Source organism: Micromonospora sp. MA102, from assembly GCF_025460765.1.
GTDB classification, from domain to species: domain Bacteria; phylum Actinomycetota; class Actinomycetes; order Mycobacteriales; family Micromonosporaceae; genus Micromonospora; species Micromonospora halotolerans.
The window spans coordinates 530,841-550,988 of the sequence record NZ_JAMWEG010000003.1 but is presented as its reverse complement, the minus strand read 5'-3'; the positions used below and the strand labels follow the sequence as shown (position 1 = coordinate 550,988).

The following is a 20,148-nucleotide window of genomic DNA, read 5'->3' as shown; positions in this document are numbered from 1 at the left end:
GTTGCCCGAGCCGACCGGTCAGGCCTTCGGCGCGAGGTTGAAGTCGATGATCTGGTCGGGGGTGAGATTCTGCTTGAGCGCGCCCGCGCCCTGGAGCAGGGCGATGGTCTTGGCCACCCGTTCGTTGTCCACGGTGCCGATCGCGGTGCCGGAGTTGTTGGAACGGACGTACGCGGCCATCAGCTGGAGCTCGGCGGCGGCCGCGGCCGGGTTGGCGGCCGGCACGTTCTTCTTCAGGATCTCGCCCGCCTCCTCCGGGTGGGCCAGCGAGTAATCCAGGCCCTTGAGCAGCGCCGTGGTGAAGCGCTTGACCATCTCCGGCTTCTCCTTGGCGATCTTGCTGGACGTGACCAGCACGTTGCCGTAGAGGTCCTGCATCACGTTGCTGTACGGCAGCACGACCGGCGTCTTCTTGGTCACCGTCTGGATGGTGGGCTGGCCGACCACGAACTGGCCGATGCCGTCGACCGCGCCCGAGCCGAGCATGCCGATGAGACCCTGCGCCTCACCGTTGACCCAGGTCACCTTGCTGGCGTCGATGCCGGCCAGCTTGGCGTACGTCGGGAAGAGCATGCGCACGACGGAGGTGGGGGTGTCGGCGAGCTTCTTACCCTCGAGGTCCTTCGGAGTGGCGATGTTCTTGCCCTCGACCGTGGCGATGGCGGCCATGGTGCGCTGCTGGATCGCCGCCACGGCGACGAAGTCCTTGGCCTGACCGTTGGCGTACAGGAGGATCGCGCCGGTCAGGTCGACCGGGGCGAAGTCCGCCTGACCCCCGGCGACCTGGACCACCCCACCGGTGCCCTGGCCGGGCTTGATGTCGACGTCGAAGCCGGCCTCCTTGAAGAAGCCCTTCTCCTTCGCCACCCAGGCATAGGAGTCACGGCCGAAGTTGCCGAACGAGGTGAGGTAGGTCACCTTCTCCAGCGCCGCGCCGTTGCCGCCCTTGGCGTCCTCCGACTTGTCCGAGTCGCTGCTGCAACCGCCGACGAGGGCGAGGGCGGTGGACAGCGCGGCGGCGGCGACCGTACGGGTCAGCCTTCTCATCAGTGCACCATGTCCTTTCCGACCAGGGCATGTTCGCCCGGTCGGGTCGTGGGTCCGACGGTGTCGGCAGGAGGGGGCGCCGACGGGACCGTCGTGAGGGGACTCTTCGCGCGCAACAGCGTACGAGAAGGCCGATGACGTCAGGCGGGCGTACGGGTTGCGGAACGGAAACGAAAGTGCCTGACGGAAAGGAGACTGACGTCCACCCTGGATGGTGCTATAAGGACGCCTGCCCGCTACGCTAGCCCGGCTCACGACAGCGACTGTGGAAGGGAGCCGGCGGGAGATGATCCGACTGTCCGGGGTGTCCCGCACCTTCGACGGCCGCTCGGGGCGGGTCGAGGCGCTGCGCGGCATCGACCTCGACGTCGCCGACGGTGAGTTCGTGGCCGTCCTCGGCCGCTCCGGGTGCGGCAAGTCCACCCTGCTCCGCATGGTCGCCGGCCTGCTCCCGGTCACCGAGGGCGAGATCACCGTGGCCGGCACGCCGATCACGAAGCCCCGCCAGGACGTCGCCATGCTGTTCCAGCGGCCCGCGCTGCTGCCCTGGCGCACCGTTCTGGACAACGTCCTGCTGCCGGTGGAGATCTTCGGCTGGAGCCGGGCCAAGCACCGCGACCGGGCCCGCGAACTGCTGGAGATGGCCGGGCTGGGCGGCTTCGAGAAGCGCCTCCCCCACGAGCTCTCCGGCGGCATGCAGCAGCGGGTCTCGCTCTGCCGCTCGCTGATCGGCGAGCCCCGGGTGATGCTCATGGACGAACCCTTCTCCGCGCTCGACGCACTCACCCGCGAGGAACTCTCCGGCGAACTCCAGCGGGTGCACATGGAGACGAAGGCGACAATCGTCTTCGTCACCCACTCGATCGACGAGGCGGTGCTGCTCGCCGACCGGGTCGTCGTGCTCAGCCCGCGCCCCGGCCGGATCCGCGAGGTCGTCGAGGTGGCCGTGCCCCGGCCCCGCACCCTGGGCCGCCACGCGCACCTGGCCGAGGTGGCCCGGATCAGCGCCGAGCTGCACGAACTGCTGATGGAGCGCGACGCCACCGAGGGCGTCGTCGCGGGAGGAGTCTGACCATGCGGGTGTCCGTCTTCACCGAGCCGCACCGCGGTGCGAGCTACGACGACCAGCTCCGGTTCGCCCGGCTGGTCGAGGAGACCGGCTTCGAGGGCTTCTTCCGGGCCGACCACTACCGCGCCATGGGCGACGAGCCCGGGCTGCCCGGCCCCACCGACGCCTGGCTGACGCTGGCCGCGCTGGCCCGGGAGACCTCCCGGATCCGGCTCGGCACCCTGGTCACCTCGGCCACCTTCCGGCTGCCCGGGCCGCTGGCCGTGATGGTCGCCCAGGTCGATCAGATGAGCGGCGGCCGGGTCGAGCTGGGCATCGGCGCCGGCTGGTTCGAGCGCGAACACACCGCTTACGGCATCCCGTTCCCGGCCGTCACCGAGCGGTTCGACCGGCTGGCCGAACAGCTGGAGATCGTCACCGGGCTGTGGCGCACCCCGCTCGGCGAGACCTACAGCTTCACCGGGGACCACTACCGGCTGGTCGACGCGCCCGCGCTGCCCAAGCCGGTGCAGCAGCCCGGCCCGCCGGTGATCGTCGGCGGCCGCGGCCCGAAGCGCACCCCGGAACTGGCCGCCCGGTACGCCGACGAATTCAACATGCCGTTCAAGACCGTCGCCGACACGGCCGCCGCGTACGAACGGGTCCGCGAGGCGTGCGACCGGACCGGCCGCGCCGCGTCGGAACGGGCGCCGCTCGTGCTCTCCGCCGGGATCGTGGTGGCCATCGGGCGCACCGACGCGGAGGCGCAGCGCCGGGCCGCGCCGCTGCACGTCAAGAGCGCGCTCCCGCCGGAGGACCCGGTGGTCGGCTCCCCCGCTCAGCTCGTCGACCGGCTCGGCGAGTTCGCCGCGATCGGGGCCACCCGGGTGCATCTGCGGCTGATCGACTTCGACGACCTCGACCACGTGGAGCTCATCGCCGCCGAGGTGCTCCCCCAGCTGGGCGGACCACGATGACCGACCTCTCCGCCGACGTCGAACTCGGTCCGGTGGGCCAGGAGATCGTCTTCGAGAACGACCGGGTACGCGTCTGGCACATCCGGCTGGAGCCGGGCGAGCGGCAGCCGCTGCACCGGCACGACCACCCGTACCTGGTGGTGGCGGTCCAGGGCGCCAAGAACGTGGTGCAGACCATCGACGGCACCACCATCGACGCCGACGAGCCGACCGGCGGGGTGGTCTACCGCGACCCCGGCGCCGTGCACATGCTGACCAACGTCGGCGACACCACGTACCTGGCCCGGCTGGTCGAGCTGAAGTAGCCACGCCGACGCCATCTCGCCGCGCCACGGGTGGCAAGGTGGCGATCGGGTGCACCGGGCCGTAACGTGCCCGACATGGCCTTTCGGACGTGGGGCAGGCTGCTGCTCACGGCGCTCGGCGTGAGCGTGCTGGCCGGGGCCGGCCAGCTGGGCATCGCGTACGGCTTCGGCGCCGTACGCCTCGACGGCGCGTTCGTCGACGACTCGGTGAACCGGTGGCCCGCCCAGCTCGCCTGGGTCGGCTGGTTCGCCGCGGTCGCCACGGTCGCCGGGGCCGTCCTCACCGAACGCCTCGCCCGCCGGGACGACTCCCCGGCCGGCACCACCGAGCTGCTCTCCATCGCCGGCGTCAGCGGGCTGGGCGCGATCGTGGTCGCCCCGCTCTGCATGCAGCCGGCCCGCGCCGCCGAGCTCGGCGGCACCGTCGACCCGGTGTGGGCGGTCGGCATCTGCGCCATCCTCGGCGCGGTGGTCGGGGCGGGCGCGGCGATCGCCGTGCTGCTCAAGCCACCGTTCGGCTGGAGCATCGCGCTCACCGCCGCGGCCGTCTGGCTGCTCGCCCTGATCTCCGTGGCGCCGTCGGTCGCGTCGGCCGGCACGCTGCCCACCGTACGTCTCGGTGTCCTCGAACCGTCCTGGCTGGATGCGGCCACGGCCGAGCGCCTGGCCATGCTGCTGCTGCCCACCCTGGCCCTGCTGGCCGGCGCGGCGGTCGGCGCGCTGGCCCGCCGGGCCGGCTACCTGCCGCTGGTCGGCGGCGCGGCCGGCGCGGCCGGCCCGGTCCTGCTGGCCTTCGCCTACCTGACCGCCGGCCCCGGCACCGCGGCCGACCGCTACCAGCTCGCGCCCTACTACGGCGCGCTCATCGCGGTCGCCGCCGGAGCGCTCGGCTCGACCGCCACCACGGTGCTGCCCCGACCGGTGACCACGGCCGACGAGCCCGGCGCCATCGAACCGACCGACATCCTCCAGGCCCTGCCGCCGTCGCCGGCCACTCCGGACCCGCCCAACCCGGCCGACCCGGCTTCCGCCGCCCCGCTGCCCGTGCGCCCCGCCGGGGCCCCCAGCCCCGCCCACTGGGACTGGCCGGCCGCCGGCGGGCTCACCCCGGCACCCGTACCGGCCGGGCTCACCCGCCGGCCCCAGGGTCGTCCCGCCCCCGAGCGGCCGGCGGACCCGGACGAGGCGACACCGGTGCACGGGCCGGGCTTCGCCGTCGAGCGCGACGCGACCCGGCCGGGCTCGATGCGACACCGGTTCGACGCGGCACCTCCCTCCGACGCCGCCGGGGCGAGCGGTCCGGCCCCGGACGCGCACGGTGCGGACAGGCCGGCCGTCGCGCCCGGCACCCCGGCATGGCCCGGCACGGCCGACGAGATCGCCGCGCGGCACTTGGCGCCGGCCCCGGACGGACCGTCCGCGACGGCGGCCGTCGCGCCGGGCGTGGCCCACGAGGTGACCTCGGACGGCCACGGTTTCGACGAGCCGACCGCGTCCGCCCCCTCCCCGGAGCAGGGCTCGGACTTCCCACGTCCGGACCGGCCGTCCGAGGACACCAGCCTCGGGAAGCTGCCCGGGTCGCCGCCCCCGGGACGGCGGACCTCGGCCATCGACGTGCTCGCCGCCGGCCGCCCGACCCCGCCGGCGGGACCGGAGCCGGTCACGCGTCCCACCCCGCCGGCGGAGCCCGCCTTCCCGGCGGCAGCGCACACCGAGGGCACGAGGGCCACCGGCCGGACCGAGGCACCGGCCGTCGCAGCGGAACCGGTCACGCCTCCCGGGCCGACGGCGGAGCCGGTGCTCCCGGCGGCCACGAGGACCACGGGCCGGACCGAATCCTCGGCCGTCGCGCCGCGTCCGGCGCTGGACCGGACGGAAGCGGCGGCGGAGCCCGAGGTGGCCGAGGCCGTCCCCGCCGAGCCGGCGCCGACGGCCACTCCGACGCGGCCGACGCGATCCAGGCGGAGCCGCGCCGCCGCCTCCTCGACACCCACGCCCCGCTCGGCGGACGACACGCCCTCGCCGGCCCGGCCGGCGGACGACGCTCGGCCAGTGGCCCGACCGGCGGACGACGCTCCGTCGGCGGCCCGATCGGCGGACGATGCCACCCTGGCGGGCGCCCCCGGCACGGCGGCAGCGGCCGAGGCGAGTGATTCCACAACGGCCGCGCCGGCTCCGGCCGGCCGCGCGAAGCGCACCCGCAAGCCGCGTACCACCCGGACGGCCCCGGACCAGGCGCCCGAGCCGACCCCGACCACCGCACCCGCCAGCACCACCGAGCCGACCGCGACCACCGCGGACACCACGGCTGCGCCGGTCACCGCCACGGTGGACGGCACCTCCGCGCGAGCCGGAAGCAGGCGGGACGGCACCGCCGCCGAGCCGGCCGGAAGCGGGCCCGACCACCCCTCCACGCCGGCCGAAGGCATCCCGGCCACCACCGCGCAGACCCCGTCGACCGGCGCCGAGGAGCCCGGGACGGCGCGGCCCGCGGACGTGCCGGGGGCGCCGGCACCGGCGGAGGCGAACCCGAGCGGCGGCGGCACGCCGGCCGCAGGCGAGCGGCGGAGCTTCTTCTTCGACCCGGAGCCGGTGCCGGCCGACCTGCCCGAGCCCCCGGCGTCACCCCGGCCGCGGATCCCGATCTTCGAGGACGTGACCCCGGGCAACGTCCGGCCGGCCTGGCCGGTCGCGCCCGCCGCGAACTGGCCGGTCACCCCGCGCGGTGGCACGCAGCCGGCAGCACCGGACGGCCCGGCCGCCGGTCGGGACGCCGGCGCCGAGGGCGCCCCGGCTGCCGGCCCCGCCCGGCCCGAGCCGGCGCCACGTCCCCGGCACCGGGCCCTGCCCGACCTGGGCCGGAGCACCGGCTGGGAAGCCCTCGCCAGCGCCCGCCCCGCCGGCCCGACCGCCCCGCCGCCCACCCCCCGGACCCCGGACACCACCGCCCCCACCGGCCCGGTCCCGGCGGACACCGACTCCAGCGGTCCGGCCCCGGAGACCACGGGCCGGCTCCCGAAGACCACCGGCCCCGAGGCCGGCGGCGCCACCGACCGGGCCCCGGAGGTCGCCAGCCCGGTCCTTCCGGCCTGGGACGGTCCGGTCCCGGAGGCGACCGGCGGCGCATCCGGCGGCCGGCACGCCGACGGGTCCGGGGCCGGCGCGGACCCCGAGGCGGCCGGCGGGAAGTCCAAGGCCCGGCGCAGCCTGTTCCGACGTAACCGCGGCAAGGGTGCCGAGCCGGGCGAGGTCGACCGCGAAGCCGAACCGCTCGCCGCCCAGGACGAGGAGTACGTCGACTGGGTCGCCGGGCTCGCCTCGGACGACAACGCGGACGACGCCCGGTCGCTGCGTACCGGCCGGCACCACCGCGACTGAGCCTGCCGGGGCCGGGTCGACCAGCGGCCCGGCCCCCGGCGGCGCTCAGGCGAGCGGCAGGTAGACCTGCGAGCCGCCGGCCACGAACTCCTCGGACTTGTCCTTCATGCCGCGCGCCGCGTAGTCCTTCAGCTCCTGGGTGATCTTCATGGAGCAGAACTTCGGCCCGCACATCGAGCAGAAGTGCGCGGTCTTCGCCGGCTCCGCCGGCAGCGTCGCGTCGTGGTACGACCGGGCGGTCTCCGGGTCCAGCGCCAGGTTGAACTGGTCCTCCCAGCGGAACTCGAAGCGGGCCTTGGAGAGCGCGTCGTCCCAGGCCTGCGCCCCGGGGTGGCCCTTGGCCAGGTCGGCCGCGTGCGCCGCGATCTTGTACGCGATCACGCCCGCCTTCACGTCGTCCCGGTCGGGCAGCCCGAGGTGCTCCTTCGGGGTGACGTAGCAGAGCATGGCGGTGCCGAACATGCCGATCATCGCGGCGCCGATGGCCGAGGTGATGTGGTCGTACGCGGGCGCGATGTCGGTGGTCAGCGGGCCGAGCGTGTAGAACGGCGCCTCGTGGCACCACTCCTGCTGGAGGTCCACGTTCTCCTTGATCTTGTGCATGGGCACGTGGCCGGGGCCCTCGATCATCACCTGCACGTCGTGCGCCCAGGCGACCTTCGTCAGCTCGCCGAGCGTGCGCAGCTCGGCGAACTGCGCCTCGTCGTTGGCGTCCGCGATCGAGCCGGGCCGCAGCCCGTCGCCGAGCGAGAACGTCACGTCGTACTGCGCGAGCAGCGCGCACAGCTCCTCGAAGTGGGTGTAGAGGAAGTTCTCCTCGTGGTGCGCCAGACACCAGGCCGCCATGATCGAGCCGCCGCGGGAGACGATGCCGGTCACCCGGTCCACCGCCAGCGGCACGTACGGCAGCAGCACCCCGGCGTGCACCGTCATGTAGTCGACGCCCTGCTCGGCCTGCTCGACCACCGTCTCGCGGAACACCTCCCAGCTCAGCTTCACCGGGTCCCCGCCGACCTTCTCCAGCGCCTGGTAGATCGGGACGGTGCCGATCGGCACCGGCGAGTTCCGCACGATCGCCTCGCGGGTCTCGTGGATCCGCTTGCCGGTGGACAGGTCCATCACGGTGTCCGCGCCCCAGCGGGTGGCCCAGGTCAGCTTCTCCACCTCCTCGGCGACCGAGGAGGTCACGGCCGAGGTGCCGATGTTGGCGTTGACCTTGACCAGGAACGCCTTGCCGATGATCGCCGGCTCGCACTCCGGGTGGTTGACGTTGAGCGGCAGCACGGCCCGGCCGGCCGCGATCTCGTCCCGGACGAACGCCGGCGCGACCCCCTCCCGGATCGCCACGAACTCCATCTCCGGCGTGACGATGCCGGCCCGGGCGTACGCGAGCTGCGTGGGCCCGCGACCGTCCCCGCCGGCCAGCGGGGTGCCGGCGCCGCGCACGGGTGCGACGTCCCCGCGGGCCGCGATCCATGGCCCGCGCAGCGGTGGCAGCCCCACCTCCGGCTCGGATCCCGGGCCGGAGGTGTCGTAGAGCCGGACCGGCGGGTTGTCCCCGGTCAGCACCACCTCGGCGAACGGCACCCGGATGTCCGGACGTGACCCCTCGACCCAGACCTTGCGACGTGCGTGCATGACAGCCTCCCTGTCGCTCATGCGGACCAGCCGAAGTGGTCCAGCGGGCCGTGTCCCGCGCCCAGCTCCCAGTGCCGCGCGCCGGTCAACGCGCGGCTCACGTACTCCTTGGCGGCGGCCACCGCGACCGGCACCGGGTCACCGGCCGCCAGCCGGACGGCGATCGCCGCCGAGAACGAGCAGCCGGTGCCGTGGTGGTGCCGGGTCGGCACCCGGGGCGCGCGCAGCAGCGTGGTCGCGCCGCCGCCGGCCAGCACGTCCACCGACTCGCCGGCCGCGTCCACGTCGCCGCCGGTCACCACCACGTGCGCCGGGCCGGCGGCCGCCAGCGCCTCGGCGGCCGCGACCAGCTCCTCGACCGTGGTCACCGGGCGTCCGGTGAGGGCCGCGGCCTCCGCGCAGTTCGGCGTCGCCACCTCGGCGTACGGGAGCAGCCGCTCGACGGCCGACACCACGCCGAGCCGGTGCCCGCTGGTGGCGACGAGCACCGGGTCGACGACCAGGTGGGGAAGGCGGCCCGCCTTCGCCGCCTCGACCACCGCGTCGGCGACCGCGGGAGTGCCGAGCATGCCGGTCTTCACGGCGCGGACGGTGAAGTCGCCGAGCACGCTGTCGAGCTGGTCGCGCACGGTCTGCGGGGGCAGGGGCAGCACGGCGTCCACGCCCCGGGTGTTCTGCGCGGTGACCGCGGTGATCACGCTGGTGCCGTAGGCCCCGAGGGCGGCGAAGACCTTGAGGTCGGCCTGGATGCCGGCGCCACCGCCCGAATCGGATCCGGCGATCGTGAGCAGGGTCGTCGGCGTCATGGCTCTCCCCTGGTTGCGGTGGGGGCTGGTCGGGCCGCCCCGTGACCGGCCCGACCAGCGAATTCGTGGGCCGCCGTGAGCGCGGCGGCGACCTCGGCGGGGTCCTCGGCGCGCATCAGGGCGCCGAGCACGGCCACCCCGGCGGCGCCGGCCGCGACGCACTCCCGGACCTGTGCCGGGGTTTCGACGCCGCCCAGGGCGAGCACCGGGACGCGGCTGGTCGCGATCAGTTCGCGGAGCCCGGCGGGGTGCAGGGGTGGGCCGTAGCCGGGTTTGGTCCGCGTCGGGAAGACCGGCGACAGGGTCACGTAGTCCTCCGTGGTGAGTCGGGCCAGCTCGGCGGCGTCGTGGCAGGAGCGACCGACCAGTCCGGCGGCCGGTGGCGGGTACGGGCCGGCGGCGGGCAGGTGCACGGCGTCGCCGTCGAGCGGGTCGGGCCCGGCGACGATGAGCCGGCCGCCGGCGTCGGCGAGGATCGCGCGCAGCTCGGCGGCCAGCGCCGCCCGCTCGGCCCGGGGCAGGTCCTTCTCCCGCAGCACCACCCAGCGCACTCCCCCGGCCACGGCCGCCTCGACGACCTCGGCCAGCGGCCGCCGCGCCAGCCGCCGGTCGGTCAGCAGCACGACGCCCGACGGCAGGGTGCGGTCCGGCCGCGCGCCGAGAGCGACGGAAGCGGGTGCCGTCACAGGTCCGGCCTCCCCTCGTCGGGGGTGGAGGCGAGCGCGTGGAAGCGGCGGGCGATCCGGCCCGCCCCGTACGCCAGCCGCCCCGCCTCGACCGCGTGCCGCATGGCGGTCGCCATCGCCACCGGGTCGACGGCCCGGGTGACCGCGCTCGCCAGCAGCACGGCGTCACAGCCCAGCTCCATGGCGAGCGCGGCGTCGGAGGCGGTGCCGATCCCGGCGTCGAGGATCACCGGCACGTCGACCCCCTGCCGGATCAGCCGGATGTGGTGCGGGTTGGTGACCCCCAGCCCGGATCCGATCGGCGCGCCGGCGGGCATCACGGCCGCACAGCCCACGTCGGCCAGCCGCCGGGCCAGGATCGGATCGTCCGAGGTGTACGGCAGGACCGTGAACCCGTCGGCCACCAGCTCCTCGGCGGCGCGCAGCAGCTCCACCCCGTCGGGCAGCAGCGTGCGCTCGTCGCCGATCACCTCCAGCTTCACCCACTCGGTGTCGAACGCCTCCCGGGCCAGCTGCGCCACCTTCACGGCCTCGGAGGCGGTGTGGCAGCCGGCCGTGTTCGGCAGCAGCCGTACCCCGCACCGGTCCAGCAGGTCGAGCAGGCCGCCGGCGGCGGCCGGTGCGGTGTCCACCCGGCGCAGCGCCAGGGTGACCAGTTCGGTGCCGGAGGCGCGGATGGCCTGCTCCAGCACGTGCAGGTTGCCCGCGCCGCCGGTGCCGAGGATGAGCCGGGAGCCGAAGGCCACCCCACCGATCGCGAAGGACATCGGCTCACCCGCCCTGGGCGGCGCTGAGCACCTCGACCCGGTCGCCGTCGCGCAGCACGGCAGCCGCCCAGCCGCCGCGCGGCACCACCTCGCCGTTCACCGCGACCGCGAGGCCGCGCTCCTGGGCGGTGACCGCGCGGACCACGTCGGCGACTGTCGAGCCACCGGGCAGGTCCCGTCCCGCGCCGTTGACGATCAGTTCCACCTGGGCTCCTTCCCGAACCGGTCCGGGGTGAAGGGGGCGAGCATCGGGTCCGGCTCGCCGGTGACGATCAGCTCGGTGACCAGGTCGGCGGTGACCGGGGTGAGCACGATGCCGTGCCGGTGGTGCCCGGTGGCGACGAGCACGCCGGGCCGGCCGGGCAGCGGCCCGATGATCGGCGCGTTGTCCGGCGTGCCGGGGCGCAGCCCGGCGGTCGCCTCCACCAGGTCGTACTCGGCCAGCTCCGGCACCAGGTCGACGGCGGCGCGGAGCAGCCGGAGCACCGCCCCGGCGGTCACCTCGGTGTCGGCGCGCTCCTCGACGGTCGCCCCGACCACGACCTCGCCGCTGTCCCGGGGCACGAGATAGACCGACTCGCCGTCGGCGTACCCCCGGATCACGTGCCGGAAGTCCGGCGCGCCGCGACCGGGCGCGCGGAGCCGGAGCACCTGGCCCTTGACCGGCCGGACCGGCACCCCCGTCAGCGCGGCGGCGCCGCAGCCGGCCGCCACCACGGTGACCTCCGCGTCCACCTCGGACAGCGCGCCGACCCGGGCCGGGCTCAGCACCGCGCCGACCCGCTCGGCCGCCGCCCGCAGCGCGGGGACCAGCCGGCGCGGGTCGACCTGGTGGTCGCCGGGCGCGACCGCGCCGCCACGCACGCGCGGGGCCAGCGCCGGCTCGCGGTCGCGCAGCTCCGAGGGGCGCAGCAGCGTGATCGGCAGTCCCAACCCCTGCTGGTACGACCAGAGCCGCCGCGCCTCGGCCAGGTCGTCGGCGGTGAGCCCGACCACCAGGGTGCCGTCGGCCCGGTAGCCGACGTCGGCGCCGGCCGCCTCGGCCAGGTCGGCGGCGAAGCGGGGCCAGCGGGCGGCGGACTCGGCGAGCAGGGCGGTCAGCTCGTGCTCACCGAAGTACGCCTCGGCGACCGGGGAGAGCATCCCGGCGGCGACGTGCGAGGCCCCGGAGCCGGGAGCGGGATCGTGGACGGTCACGCGCAGCCCACGGGACGCGCACCGCCACGCGATCGCCAGCCCGACCGGTCCCGCCCCCACGATGGCGACGTCCGGTCGGGTCAGCACGCCAGCGCCTCGATCAGCTCGGCGGTCGTGCGGCCGGGATCGGGGCTGCCGGACAGCGCACCGACCACCGCCACCCCGTACGCCCCGGCGGCCCGCAACGCCGGCACCGACGCGGCGGTCACCCCGCCGATGGCGATCACCGGCACGTCCACGGCACCGGCCACCGCGCGCAGCCCGGCCGGGCCGATCGGCTCGGGCAGGCCGGACTTGGTGGTGGTCGCGTGACAGGGGCCCACGCCCAGGTAGCTGGCCCCGGCGGCGACCGCCGCGGCGGCGCCGCCCGGCTCCCGCGCGGTCGCGCCGAGCACGGCGCCGACGCCGAGCACCCGGCGGGCGGCCGCCACCGGCAGGTCCTCCGCGCCGACGTGGCCCCCGGCGGCGCCGACCGCCAGCGCCACGTGCAGCCGGTCGTTGACCAGGCACGTCGCCCCGTACGGCCGGCACAGCCCGACCACCCGGCCGGCCAGCTCGTACGCCTCCCGATCGGTGGCGTCGTCCTCCACCCGGACCTGGACGACCAGCTCGGCGCGGGCCACCGGCAGGGCGGCACGCAGCACAGCGAGGGGCTCCCGCCCCGGCCGGGTGTCGGTGATCAGATGCAGTCGTCCCAGGGACGGCACGGCAACTCTCCTCCCTGCGCCGGCATTACCCGGATCAGGTTCGACGGTCGGGGGCTTCCAGCCCCCCTCTCAGCCCGGTGGCACCGGGCTCCCGTGGGTCACTTGCGGGCCTACCGTACGACGTGGGCGCGGATCCGCCAAGGGGCGGATGGGGAATTTCCCACCGACCGTCCCAGATGGAGCACGGGGACAGCGCGTGACCTCTCACTCACGTCATGCTGTCCGTTCAGACGGTGTGACCGGGGGCGGACAGCATGCTGCCCCGGCAGCCGGAGAGGCGGGCCGGGGCAGCGTGGGGTCGGTCAGAGGATCGCGTCGAGGGTGTCGAGGTCCTCGTCGGTGGGCTGCCAGGTGCCCGCCTCGGCGTTGGCGCGTACCTGCTCGGGCGTGGTGGCGCCGGCGATCACCGAGGTCACCGCGGGCCGGGCCGCGAGCCCGCCGATGGCCACCTGGAGCATGCTGATCCCGCGCTCGGCCGCGTACGCCTCGACGGCCTCGATGGTGTCCCAGTCGGCGGCGGCGAGGCGCTCGGCGTACCGGCCGCCGCCGGAGAGCCGGCTGCCGGCGGGCGGGGCCTCGTCCCGCTTGTACTTGCCGGTCAGCAGGCCGTTGGCCAGCGGGAAGAACGGCAGCATGCCGAGGCCGAACCGCTCGCACGCCGGGATCACCTCGGCCTCGACGCTCCGCTCCAGCAGCGAGTAGTGGTTCTGCGCGGAGATGAAGCGGGTGCGGCCCTGGGAGGAGGCGGTCCAGTCGGCGTCGGCGATCTGCCAGCCGGCGAAGTTCGAGTTGCCGAGGTAGCGCACCTTGCCGGCGGTGACCAGGTCGTCCAGCGCGGCGAGGGTCTCGTCGATCGGGGTGCCCGGGTCGGGCTCGTGCATCTGGTAGAGGTCGATGTGGTCGGTGTCGAGGCGGCGCAGGGACGCCTCGACCGCCCGGGCGATGTAGCGGCGGGCGCCCCGGGCGCCGTGGTCCGGCCCGTTCAACCCGTGCATGTCCATGCCGAACTTGGTGGCGACCACCACGTCGTCCCGGCGGCCCTTGAGCGCCTGCCCGAGCAGCTCCTCGGAGCTGCCCTGCGGCTCACCGTAGATGTCGGCGGTGTCGAAGAAGTTGATCCCGGCGTCGAGCGCGGCGTCCACGACCGCGCGGGTGCCGTCGAGGTCGAGCTTGCGGCCGAAGTTGTTGCAGCCGATGCCGACGACGGACACCACGAGTCCGGAGTCGCCGAGCCGGCGGTAGGTCATCTCAGTCACGAGATCCACCCTATGCCGGTCGGCGCGCCCTCACCCGACGTCCCAGACCGGCTCCGGGGTCTCCACCACCTCACCGTCGCCGCGGAACAGCACGAACCGCTCGAAGGAGCGGGTGAACCACCGGTCGTGGGTGACCGCCACCACCGTCCCGGCGAACGCGTCCAGCCCCGCTTCGAGGGCCTCGGCGGAGGCCAGGTCGAGGTTGTCGGTCGGCTCGTCGAGCAGCAGCAGGGTCGCCCCGGACAGCTCCAGCAGCAGCACGAGGAAGCGCGCCTGCTGGCCGCCGGAGAGGGTGCCGAACCGCTGGTCACCCTGCCCGGCCAGCTCGTACCGGGACAGTGCGGCCATGGCCGCGTGCCGGTCCATGCCGGCCCGGTGCTCGTCGCCCCGCCACAGGATGTCGACGAGCGTCTTCTCCATCAGCTCGGGCCGGTCGTGGGTCTGCGAGAAGTGGCCGGGCCGGACCCGCGCGCCGAGGCGCACCTGGCCGCCGTGCGCCACGGGCGTCAGCTTCGCCCCGTCGACCGGGATGTTGGCCGGGTCCGGGTCGGTGCCACCGCGGGCGAGCAGGCGCAGGAAGTGCGACTTCCCGGTCCCGTTCGCGCCGAGCACCGCGACCCGGTCGCCGTACCAGAGTTCCAGGTCGAAGGGGTAGGTCAGGCCGTCCAGTTCGAGCTGCTCGGCGATCACCGCGCGCTTCCCGGTCCGCCCGCCGGTCAAGCGCATCCGGATGTCCTGCTCCTTCGGGGGTACGGGCGGCGGCCCGGCCTCCTCGAACTTGCGCAGCCGGGTCTGCGCGGCCTGGTAGCGGGAGGCCAGCCCGTCGTTGTACGCGGCCTTCTGCTTGTACATGAGCATCAGCTCGCGCAGCTTCTGGTGCTCCTCGTCCCAGCGGCGGCGCAGCTCGTCGAGTCGGGCGTGCCGGGCGACGCGGGCCTCGTGCCAGCTGGCGAAGCCACCCGGGTGCACCCACGCGCTGCCGCCCTCCACGGCGACCACCCGGTCGGCGGTCTGGGCGAGCAGTTCCCGGTCGTGCGAGACGTAGAGCACGGACTTGCCGGACTCGCGCAGCCGGGCCTCCAGCCAGCGCTTGCCGGGTACGTCGAGGAAGTTGTCCGGCTCGTCGAGGAGGAGCACCTCGTCGGGGCCGCGGAGCAGCAGTTCCAGCGCGAACCGCTTCTGCTGGCCGCCGGACAGGGTCCGCACCGGTCGCTCCCGGGCGGCGTCCCAGGGCAGGTCGAGGACGATGGTGGCGACGGTGTCGAAGAGCACCTCGGCGTCGTACCCGCCGGTCTCGCCCCAGGCGGCCAGGGCGTCCGCGTACGCGAGCTGCGCCTTGCCGGCGGCGCTGCTGAACTTGCCGCGGACCTCGGCCGCCCGCATGGCCGCCTCGGTGTCGGCGAGGCGGCGACCTGCGTCCCGTAGCGCGGGCGGGGCGAGCGACAGCGCCAGGTCGGCGAGGGTCGACTCGTCACCGATCATGCCGATGAACTGGCGCATCACGCCGAGCCCGCCGGCGCGGGCGACGGCGCCGGTCTTCACCGGCAGGTCGCCGGCGACCATGCGCAGCAGGGTGGTCTTGCCGGCGCCGTTGGGGCCGACGAGCGCCACCTTGGCGCCCTCACCGACCCGGAACGACACCTCGGCGAAGAGTTCCCGGCCGTCCGGGAGGATGTGCCTGACCCCTGCCACGTCCACGTATCCCACGCGGGCATCCTCCCCGAGGGGCGGGGGCGAGCGACACCGGATTACCGGGTGACCCGGAGCACCCGGTAGCCCTTCTGGCTGGCGTGCCGCTCGACCCGCCAGCCCTGCTCGACCAGCCAGCGGTGCAGCGAGTCGCCGCCGAGGTGCCGGGCGACGACCAGCCAGGCCACCCCGTCCGGGGTGAGCCGGGGCAGCCAGCGCCGCAGCAGCTCGTGCAGCTCCGCCTTGCCGATGTGGATGGGCGGGTTGGACCAGATCTCGGCGAATTCGACGTCGGCGGGTACGTCGTCGGGCGCGGCCACCCGGACCCGGTCGGCAGCGCCGACCCGGGTGGCGTTGGCGGCGGTGAGGTCGCGGGCCCGCTGGTTGACGTCGACCGCCCAGACGGTGGCGGCCGGCGCGCTGCTGGCCAGCACGCAGGTGATCGGCCCGAAGCCGCATCCGACGTCGAGCAGTGGACCGGTGGCGTCGTACGCGGGCAGGTCGGCCTTGCGCAGCAGCACCGCGGTCCCGGGGTCCAGCCGGGCGGCGGAGAAGACGCCGGCGGACGAGGCGAGGGTGTAGTCGCGCCCGGCGACGGAGAACTCGACCTCGCGCGGCTGGGCGGGGGTCGTGGGTTCAGCGGTGAAGTAGTGGTCGCCGGTCACGTCGGGCATTGTCGCACCGGCCGGGAGCGGCGCCCGCGACGGTACGGCGGGCAGGACGGGACGCCACTCCGCGAGATTTTGCCGATATTACCCACGAAAGGGACAATGGCCCCTACTGTAGCCAACATGGTGTATCGGTACGAGTCCGATGAGGACGCCTTCCTGGAGTACCCGCGGCCCGGGTCGGACCCGTCCGTGCCCGGGGACGCGGCGGCTCCGCCTGCGGGTCCCTCGCCGTCCCGCTTCCCCACCCCGTCGCTGCCGCCACCGGTCCGGCCCACCCGACCGGCCGCCGACGTCGCCCGGGCGCCGGCCCCGGCGCCCCCAGCTCCGGCGCCGAGCCGGCCCGCACCGCCCCGGGAGCCCGCTCCCGTGCCGCAGCCCACGCCCGCCGTGCCATCGCCCGCGCCACCGGCACCGGCACCGCAGCCGACGCCGGCCGCGGCGCCGAGGCCGGCGGCATCGACCCACGCGGCATCGACCCACGCGGCGTCGACCCCCACGACGTCGACGCCGGCCGACCCGATCGTCCGGACCACCGATCCGCTGGACCTGACCCGGTCCCGCCGGGCCGATCGCCGGCGCGGCGGCCGGGCCTGGCAGGTGCTGATCGGCGGCGCCGCCGTGCTGATGCTGCTCGCCCTCACCGGGCTGGCCGTCGCCGCCCTCCTGGAGGACCGGACCGCCACGCCACCGGCCAGCCAGCAGAGCAGCCAGCCGGTGGTGGAGCAGTCCGCCGCCCCCGACGGCACCGACCTGGACTCCCGGGACACCGACCAGGCGGCGCTCACCGCCAAGGAGGTCTTCCCCGGCCAGCAGCTCGTGGTGGCCGACGGGCAGCCGGCATACCGGGTGCTGAAGACGCACTCCAGCGCCAGCTGCGCGGTCGCGGCCACCGGCGAGATCGCCGACCTGCTGGTCCGTCTCGGCTGCAACCAGGTGGTCCGGGCCACCCTCCGCTCCCCCGACGGCGACCACCTGCTCACCGCCGGCCTGTTCAACCTCACCGACGTGGCCAGCGCGCAGCGGGCGCGCGACCGGATCCGCCCGATGCTGGACGAACGGCAGGGCCGGTTCCGCGGCATGGCGGCGGACAAGGACACCGAGGTGGTGGCCACGGCCGCCGCCCGGGTCGGCTGGCAGGTCCGCGGCCACTACCTCGCCTACTGCGTCGTCACCCGGGCCGACGGGGAACGGATCAGCTCCGGCGACACGAAGGCCCGGGACATCCTGTACGACATGATCGAGGTCTACCTGAACCGGGGCGTGCTGGAGCATCGGGCCAGCGGCGGTATGGCCAGCCAGCCCACCGACGGTCCGACCGAGGGCACCGCCGGCCAGGACAGCACCCGCAACTGAGCTTGGCCACCACGGCCCGTCGTCTCCGTTCCGGGGGCGGCGGGCCGTTCCGCTGTGCTCAGCCCTCGGCGACCGGCACCCGGAGCCGGCGGGTGAGGTCGGCGCGGCGGGCGTACTCGGCCGGGTCGGCCGGGTAGCCGACCTCGACCAGGGCCAGCCCGTGCGCGGGCGCCACGGTCACCTCGCTGGCGCGTTCCCGGCGGTCCAGCAGGCCCGCCGGCCACTCGACCGGCCGGCGGCCGTCCCCGGCCACCAGCATGGCGCCGACCAGGCTGCGCACCATGTTCTGGCAGAACGCGTCGGCCTGCACCGTGGCGACCAGGATCCCGTCCGGCTCGCGCCGCCAGTCCAGCCGGGTCACCTCGCGCAGCGTGGTGGCGTTCTCCTTGCGCCGGCAGTACGCGGCGAAGTCGTGCTCCCCCACCAGGCCGGCCGCGGCGGCGTTCAGCGCCGCCAGGTCCAGCGGCTTCGGCCAGGCGAGGGTGTCGGTGCGGCGCAGCGGCTCGGCGCCCCACGGCGCGTCGGTCACCCGGTACTCGTAGCGGCGGAACGTGGCCGAGAAGCGGGCGTCGAAGTCGGCCGGCACCTCGGTCATCGCCCGCACCCGCACGTCGGGCGGGAGCAGCCGGGCCAGCCGGCGCAGCAGCCTCCCGTCGTACTGCCGCCACACCTCGGCCGGCAGGTCGAGGTGGCAGACCTGCCCGGTGGCGTGCACACCGGCGTCGGTGCGGCCGGCCACGGTCAGCCCGGTCGCGGTGCCCGCGCCGAGGACCAGGTCCAGGGTCTCCATGAGCACCCCGGCGACCGTGCGGCGGGCGGGCTGGGCGGCCCAGCCGGAGAAATCGGTGCCGTCGTACGAGACGTCCAGCCGCAGCCGGATCCGCTCGTCCACCTCGTACCTCCTCATGCCGTCGGGCCCGGCACCCCGCGAGGGGGTACCGGGCCCGACGTTGCAGCCTGTGCTCAGGCCTTGTCGTTCTCGCCGGCCTCGTCGCTGTCCTCGCGCGACTCAGCGGTGTCGCCGGAGGCGTGCACCGGCGGCTCGGAGTCCTGGTCGGCCGGAGCCGACGCCGGGGTCTCCTCGGCCGGGGCCAGGGCCTCGACCTTGTCCTGCTGGGCGGCCTTGCGGGCGGCGGTCTTCTTGTTCGCCTTGGGCTCGGCGACCTGAAGCTCCTCCACCAGCTCGATGATCGCCATCGGAGCGGCGTCACCCTTGCGCGGGCCGGTCTTCACGATCCGGGTGTAGCCACCGTTGCGGTTGGCGTACCGGGGCGCGATCTGGTCGAACAGGGCGTAGACCACGTCCTTGTCCTTGACGACGCCGAGCACCCGACGCCGCGCGGCGAGGTCGCCCCGCTTGGCCTTGGTGATCAGCTGCTCGGCCAGCGGACGCAGCCGCCGGGCCTTCGTCTCGGTGGTCTGGATCTTGCCGTGCTGGAACAGCGCGGTGGCCAGATTGGCCAGCATCAGCCGCTCGTGCGCGGGGCTGCCGCCGAGGCGGGGGCCCTTGGTGGGCGTGGGCATGCTTGGTGCTCCTCAGGTGTGGCGGCAGCGCGGACTAGAGCTGCTCGGTCTCGCGGTAGTCGTCGGTGTCGTAGTCGGCCTCGCCGAAGGCGTCCACGACGTGCGCCGGGTCGAAGTTCGGAGCCGAGTCCTTCAGCCCCAGGCCCATCCCGGCGAGCTTCATCTTGACCTCGTCGATCGACTTCTGGCCGAAGTTGCGGATGTCGAGGAGGTCGGCCTCGGTACGCCCGATCAGCTCACCAACGGAGTTGATGCCCTCGCGCTTGAGGCAGTTGTAGGAGCGGACGGTGAGGTCCAGCTCCTCGATCGGCAGGGCCAGGTCGGCCGCCAGCTGGGCGTCCTGCGGGGACGGCCCGATGTCGATGCCCTCGGCGGTCTCGTCCAGCTCCCGGGCCAGCCCGAACAGCTCCACCAGCGTCGAGCCGGCCGAGGCCAGCGCGGTGCGCGGGCCCATCGACGGCTTGGTCTCGACGTCGATGATCAGCCGGTCGAAGTCGGTCCGCTGCTCGACACGGGTCGCCTCGACCCGGTAGGTCACCTTGAGCACCGGCGAGTAGATCGAGTCGACCGGGATCCGGCCGATCTCGGCACCCGACTGCTTGTTCTGCGCCGCCGTGACGTAGCCACGACCCCGCTCGACGGTCAGCTCCATGTCGAGCCGGCCCTTGCCGTTCAGGGTGGCGAGCTTCAGGTCCGGGTTGTGCACCGAGACACCGGCCGGGGGCTGGATGTCACCGGCGGTCACGTCGCCCGGGCCCTGCTTGCGCAGGTACATGCTGACCGGCTCGTCGTGCTCGGAGCTGACGCAGAGCTCCTTGATGTTCATGACGAGCTCGACCACGTCCTCCTTGACACCGGGGATGGTGGTGAACTCGTGCAGGACACCGTCGACCTTGATCGAGGTGACCGCCGCACCCGGGATGGACGACAGCAGCGTGCGCCGCAGCGAGTTGCCCAGGGTGTAGCCGAAGCCCGGCTCCAGCGGCTCGATGGTGAACCGGGAGCGGGTCTCGTTGATCGACTCTTCGGAGAGAGACGGTCGCTGGCTGATGAGCATCTTTTCTCTTCTCTTCCGGGGCGCCCGCTATTTGACGCCCAC

Annotated in this window: 19 protein-coding genes and 1 riboswitch; of the genes, 5 read left to right on the top strand and 14 right to left on the bottom strand. The window is 74.7% G+C overall.

All coding sequences use genetic code 11. The features are described 5' to 3' along the window. Positions 1–18: 18 nt before the first annotated feature. Complete coding sequence (locus tag NFX44_RS09235) at positions 19–1,047, bottom strand: ABC transporter substrate-binding protein (protein ID WP_262283064.1); 1,029 nt, start codon at positions 1,045–1,047, stop codon at positions 19–21. A gap of 286 nt (positions 1,048–1,333) precedes the next feature. On the opposite strand from NFX44_RS09235, the gene NFX44_RS09230 reads away from it, so the two are divergent. From NFX44_RS09230 to NFX44_RS09215, 4 genes are all read left to right on the top strand, one after another. Beyond that, positions 1,334–2,119: an ABC transporter ATP-binding protein gene (locus NFX44_RS09230; protein ID WP_262283063.1), complete on the top strand. Its 786-nt coding sequence runs from the start codon at positions 1,334–1,336 to the stop codon at positions 2,117–2,119. A 2-nt stretch (positions 2,120–2,121) separates the two neighbouring features. Next, on the top strand, positions 2,122–3,072 hold the full coding sequence (locus NFX44_RS09225) for an LLM class F420-dependent oxidoreductase (protein ID WP_262283062.1): 951 nt from the start codon (positions 2,122–2,124) through the stop codon (positions 3,070–3,072). Then, complete coding sequence (locus tag NFX44_RS09220) at positions 3,069–3,377, top strand: cupin (protein WP_262283061.1); 309 nt, start codon at positions 3,069–3,071, stop codon at positions 3,375–3,377. The genes NFX44_RS09225 and NFX44_RS09220 overlap by 4 nt, the downstream gene beginning before the upstream one ends. A gap of 75 nt (positions 3,378–3,452) precedes the next feature. Next, positions 3,453–6,755, top strand: a complete 3,303-nt coding sequence (locus NFX44_RS09215) for a hypothetical protein (protein WP_262283060.1) — start codon at positions 3,453–3,455, stop codon at positions 6,753–6,755. Between the two features lie 45 nt (positions 6,756–6,800). Here NFX44_RS09215 and thiC read toward each other — a convergent pair whose 3' ends face one another. From thiC to NFX44_RS09165, 10 genes are all read right to left on the bottom strand, one after another. Further along, positions 6,801–8,393, bottom strand: coding sequence for a phosphomethylpyrimidine synthase ThiC (thiC, locus tag NFX44_RS09210; protein WP_262283059.1), 1,593 nt, complete (start codon positions 8,391–8,393; stop codon positions 6,801–6,803). A gap of 17 nt (positions 8,394–8,410) precedes the next feature. Continuing rightward, entirely contained in the window at positions 8,411–9,199 is a 789-nt protein-coding gene (gene thiD / locus NFX44_RS09205; protein WP_262283058.1) for a bifunctional hydroxymethylpyrimidine kinase/phosphomethylpyrimidine kinase, read from the bottom strand. Next, complete coding sequence (locus tag NFX44_RS09200) at positions 9,196–9,885, bottom strand: thiamine phosphate synthase (protein ID WP_262283057.1); 690 nt, start codon at positions 9,883–9,885, stop codon at positions 9,196–9,198. The genes thiD and NFX44_RS09200 overlap by 4 nt, the downstream gene beginning before the upstream one ends. Further along, on the bottom strand, positions 9,882–10,652 hold the full coding sequence (locus NFX44_RS09195) for a thiazole synthase (protein WP_262283056.1): 771 nt from the start codon (positions 10,650–10,652) through the stop codon (positions 9,882–9,884). Before NFX44_RS09195 ends, NFX44_RS09200 begins: the two co-directional genes overlap by 4 nt. A gap of 4 nt (positions 10,653–10,656) precedes the next feature. Then, positions 10,657–10,857: a sulfur carrier protein ThiS gene (gene thiS, locus NFX44_RS09190; protein ID WP_262283055.1), complete on the bottom strand. Its 201-nt coding sequence runs from the start codon at positions 10,855–10,857 to the stop codon at positions 10,657–10,659. After that, positions 10,848–11,936 (bottom strand): glycine oxidase ThiO, encoded by a 1,089-nt coding sequence (thiO, locus tag NFX44_RS09185; RefSeq protein ID WP_262283054.1) that lies wholly within the window; start codon positions 11,934–11,936, stop codon positions 10,848–10,850. The genes thiS and thiO overlap by 10 nt, the downstream gene beginning before the upstream one ends. Then, positions 11,930–12,556: a thiamine phosphate synthase gene (locus tag NFX44_RS09180; protein WP_262283053.1), complete on the bottom strand. Its 627-nt coding sequence runs from the start codon at positions 12,554–12,556 to the stop codon at positions 11,930–11,932. The genes thiO and NFX44_RS09180 overlap by 7 nt, the downstream gene beginning before the upstream one ends. Beyond that, positions 12,551–12,660: riboswitch (TPP riboswitch) on the bottom strand. It overlaps the preceding gene by 6 nt. A 198-nt stretch (positions 12,661–12,858) precedes the next feature. Next, positions 12,859–13,821 carry an aldo/keto reductase gene (locus NFX44_RS09175; RefSeq protein WP_262283052.1) on the bottom strand — a complete coding sequence of 321 codons (963 nt, stop codon included), beginning with the start codon at positions 13,819–13,821 and terminating at the stop codon, positions 12,859–12,861. Positions 13,822–13,842: 21 nt separating this feature from the next. After that, on the bottom strand, positions 13,843–15,519 hold the full coding sequence (locus NFX44_RS09170; protein WP_262283051.1) for an ABC-F family ATP-binding cassette domain-containing protein: 1,677 nt from the start codon (positions 15,517–15,519) through the stop codon (positions 13,843–13,845). A 41-nt stretch (positions 15,520–15,560) separates the two neighbouring features. Beyond that, entirely contained in the window at positions 15,561–16,166 is a 606-nt protein-coding gene (locus NFX44_RS09165) for a class I SAM-dependent methyltransferase (RefSeq protein WP_262283173.1), read from the bottom strand. Positions 16,167–16,292: 126 nt separating this feature from the next. On the opposite strand from NFX44_RS09165, the gene NFX44_RS09160 reads away from it, so the two are divergent. Continuing rightward, positions 16,293–17,525 (top strand): hypothetical protein, encoded by a 1,233-nt coding sequence (locus tag NFX44_RS09160; protein ID WP_262283050.1) that lies wholly within the window; start codon positions 16,293–16,295, stop codon positions 17,523–17,525. A 58-nt stretch (positions 17,526–17,583) separates the two neighbouring features. Here the strand turns inward: NFX44_RS09160 and truA are convergent, their stop codons facing one another. The 3 genes from truA to NFX44_RS09145 form a co-directional block, all read right to left on the bottom strand. Further along, entirely contained in the window at positions 17,584–18,417 is an 834-nt protein-coding gene (truA, locus tag NFX44_RS09155; RefSeq protein WP_262283049.1) for a tRNA pseudouridine(38-40) synthase TruA, read from the bottom strand. A gap of 71 nt (positions 18,418–18,488) precedes the next feature. Next, positions 18,489–19,049 carry a 50S ribosomal protein L17 gene (rplQ, locus tag NFX44_RS09150; RefSeq protein ID WP_262283048.1) on the bottom strand — a complete coding sequence of 187 codons (561 nt, stop codon included), beginning with the start codon at positions 19,047–19,049 and terminating at the stop codon, positions 18,489–18,491. A 34-nt stretch (positions 19,050–19,083) separates the two neighbouring features. Next, positions 19,084–20,106 carry a DNA-directed RNA polymerase subunit alpha gene (locus NFX44_RS09145; protein ID WP_262283047.1) on the bottom strand — a complete coding sequence of 341 codons (1,023 nt, stop codon included), beginning with the start codon at positions 20,104–20,106 and terminating at the stop codon, positions 19,084–19,086. Positions 20,107–20,148 lie beyond the last annotated feature (42 nt).

Excerpts from the sequence above, each read along its gene's own strand:
- NFX44_RS09235 (WP_262283064.1), bottom strand. The coding sequence starts at position 1,047 with ATGAGAAGGCTGACCCGTACGGTCGCCGCCGCCGCGCTGTCCACCGCC.
- NFX44_RS09230 (WP_262283063.1), top strand. The coding sequence starts at position 1,334 with ATGATCCGACTGTCCGGGGTGTCCCGCACCTTCGACGGCCGCTCGGGG.
- NFX44_RS09225 (WP_262283062.1), top strand. The coding sequence starts at position 2,122 with ATGCGGGTGTCCGTCTTCACCGAGCCGCACCGCGGTGCGAGCTACGAC.
- NFX44_RS09220 (WP_262283061.1), top strand. The coding sequence starts at position 3,069 with ATGACCGACCTCTCCGCCGACGTCGAACTCGGTCCGGTGGGCCAGGAG.
- NFX44_RS09215 (WP_262283060.1), top strand. The coding sequence starts at position 3,453 with ATGGCCTTTCGGACGTGGGGCAGGCTGCTGCTCACGGCGCTCGGCGTG.
- thiC (WP_262283059.1), bottom strand. The coding sequence starts at position 8,393 with ATGCACGCACGTCGCAAGGTCTGGGTCGAGGGGTCACGTCCGGACATC.
- thiD (WP_262283058.1), bottom strand. The coding sequence starts at position 9,199 with ATGACGCCGACGACCCTGCTCACGATCGCCGGATCCGATTCGGGCGGT.
- NFX44_RS09195 (WP_262283056.1), bottom strand. The coding sequence starts at position 10,652 with ATGTCCTTCGCGATCGGTGGGGTGGCCTTCGGCTCCCGGCTCATCCTC.
- NFX44_RS09160 (WP_262283050.1), top strand. The coding sequence starts at position 16,293 with ATGGTGTATCGGTACGAGTCCGATGAGGACGCCTTCCTGGAGTACCCG.
- rplQ (WP_262283048.1), bottom strand. The coding sequence starts at position 19,049 with ATGCCCACGCCCACCAAGGGCCCCCGCCTCGGCGGCAGCCCCGCGCAC.
- NFX44_RS09145 (WP_262283047.1), bottom strand. The coding sequence starts at position 20,106 with ATGCTCATCAGCCAGCGACCGTCTCTCTCCGAAGAGTCGATCAACGAG.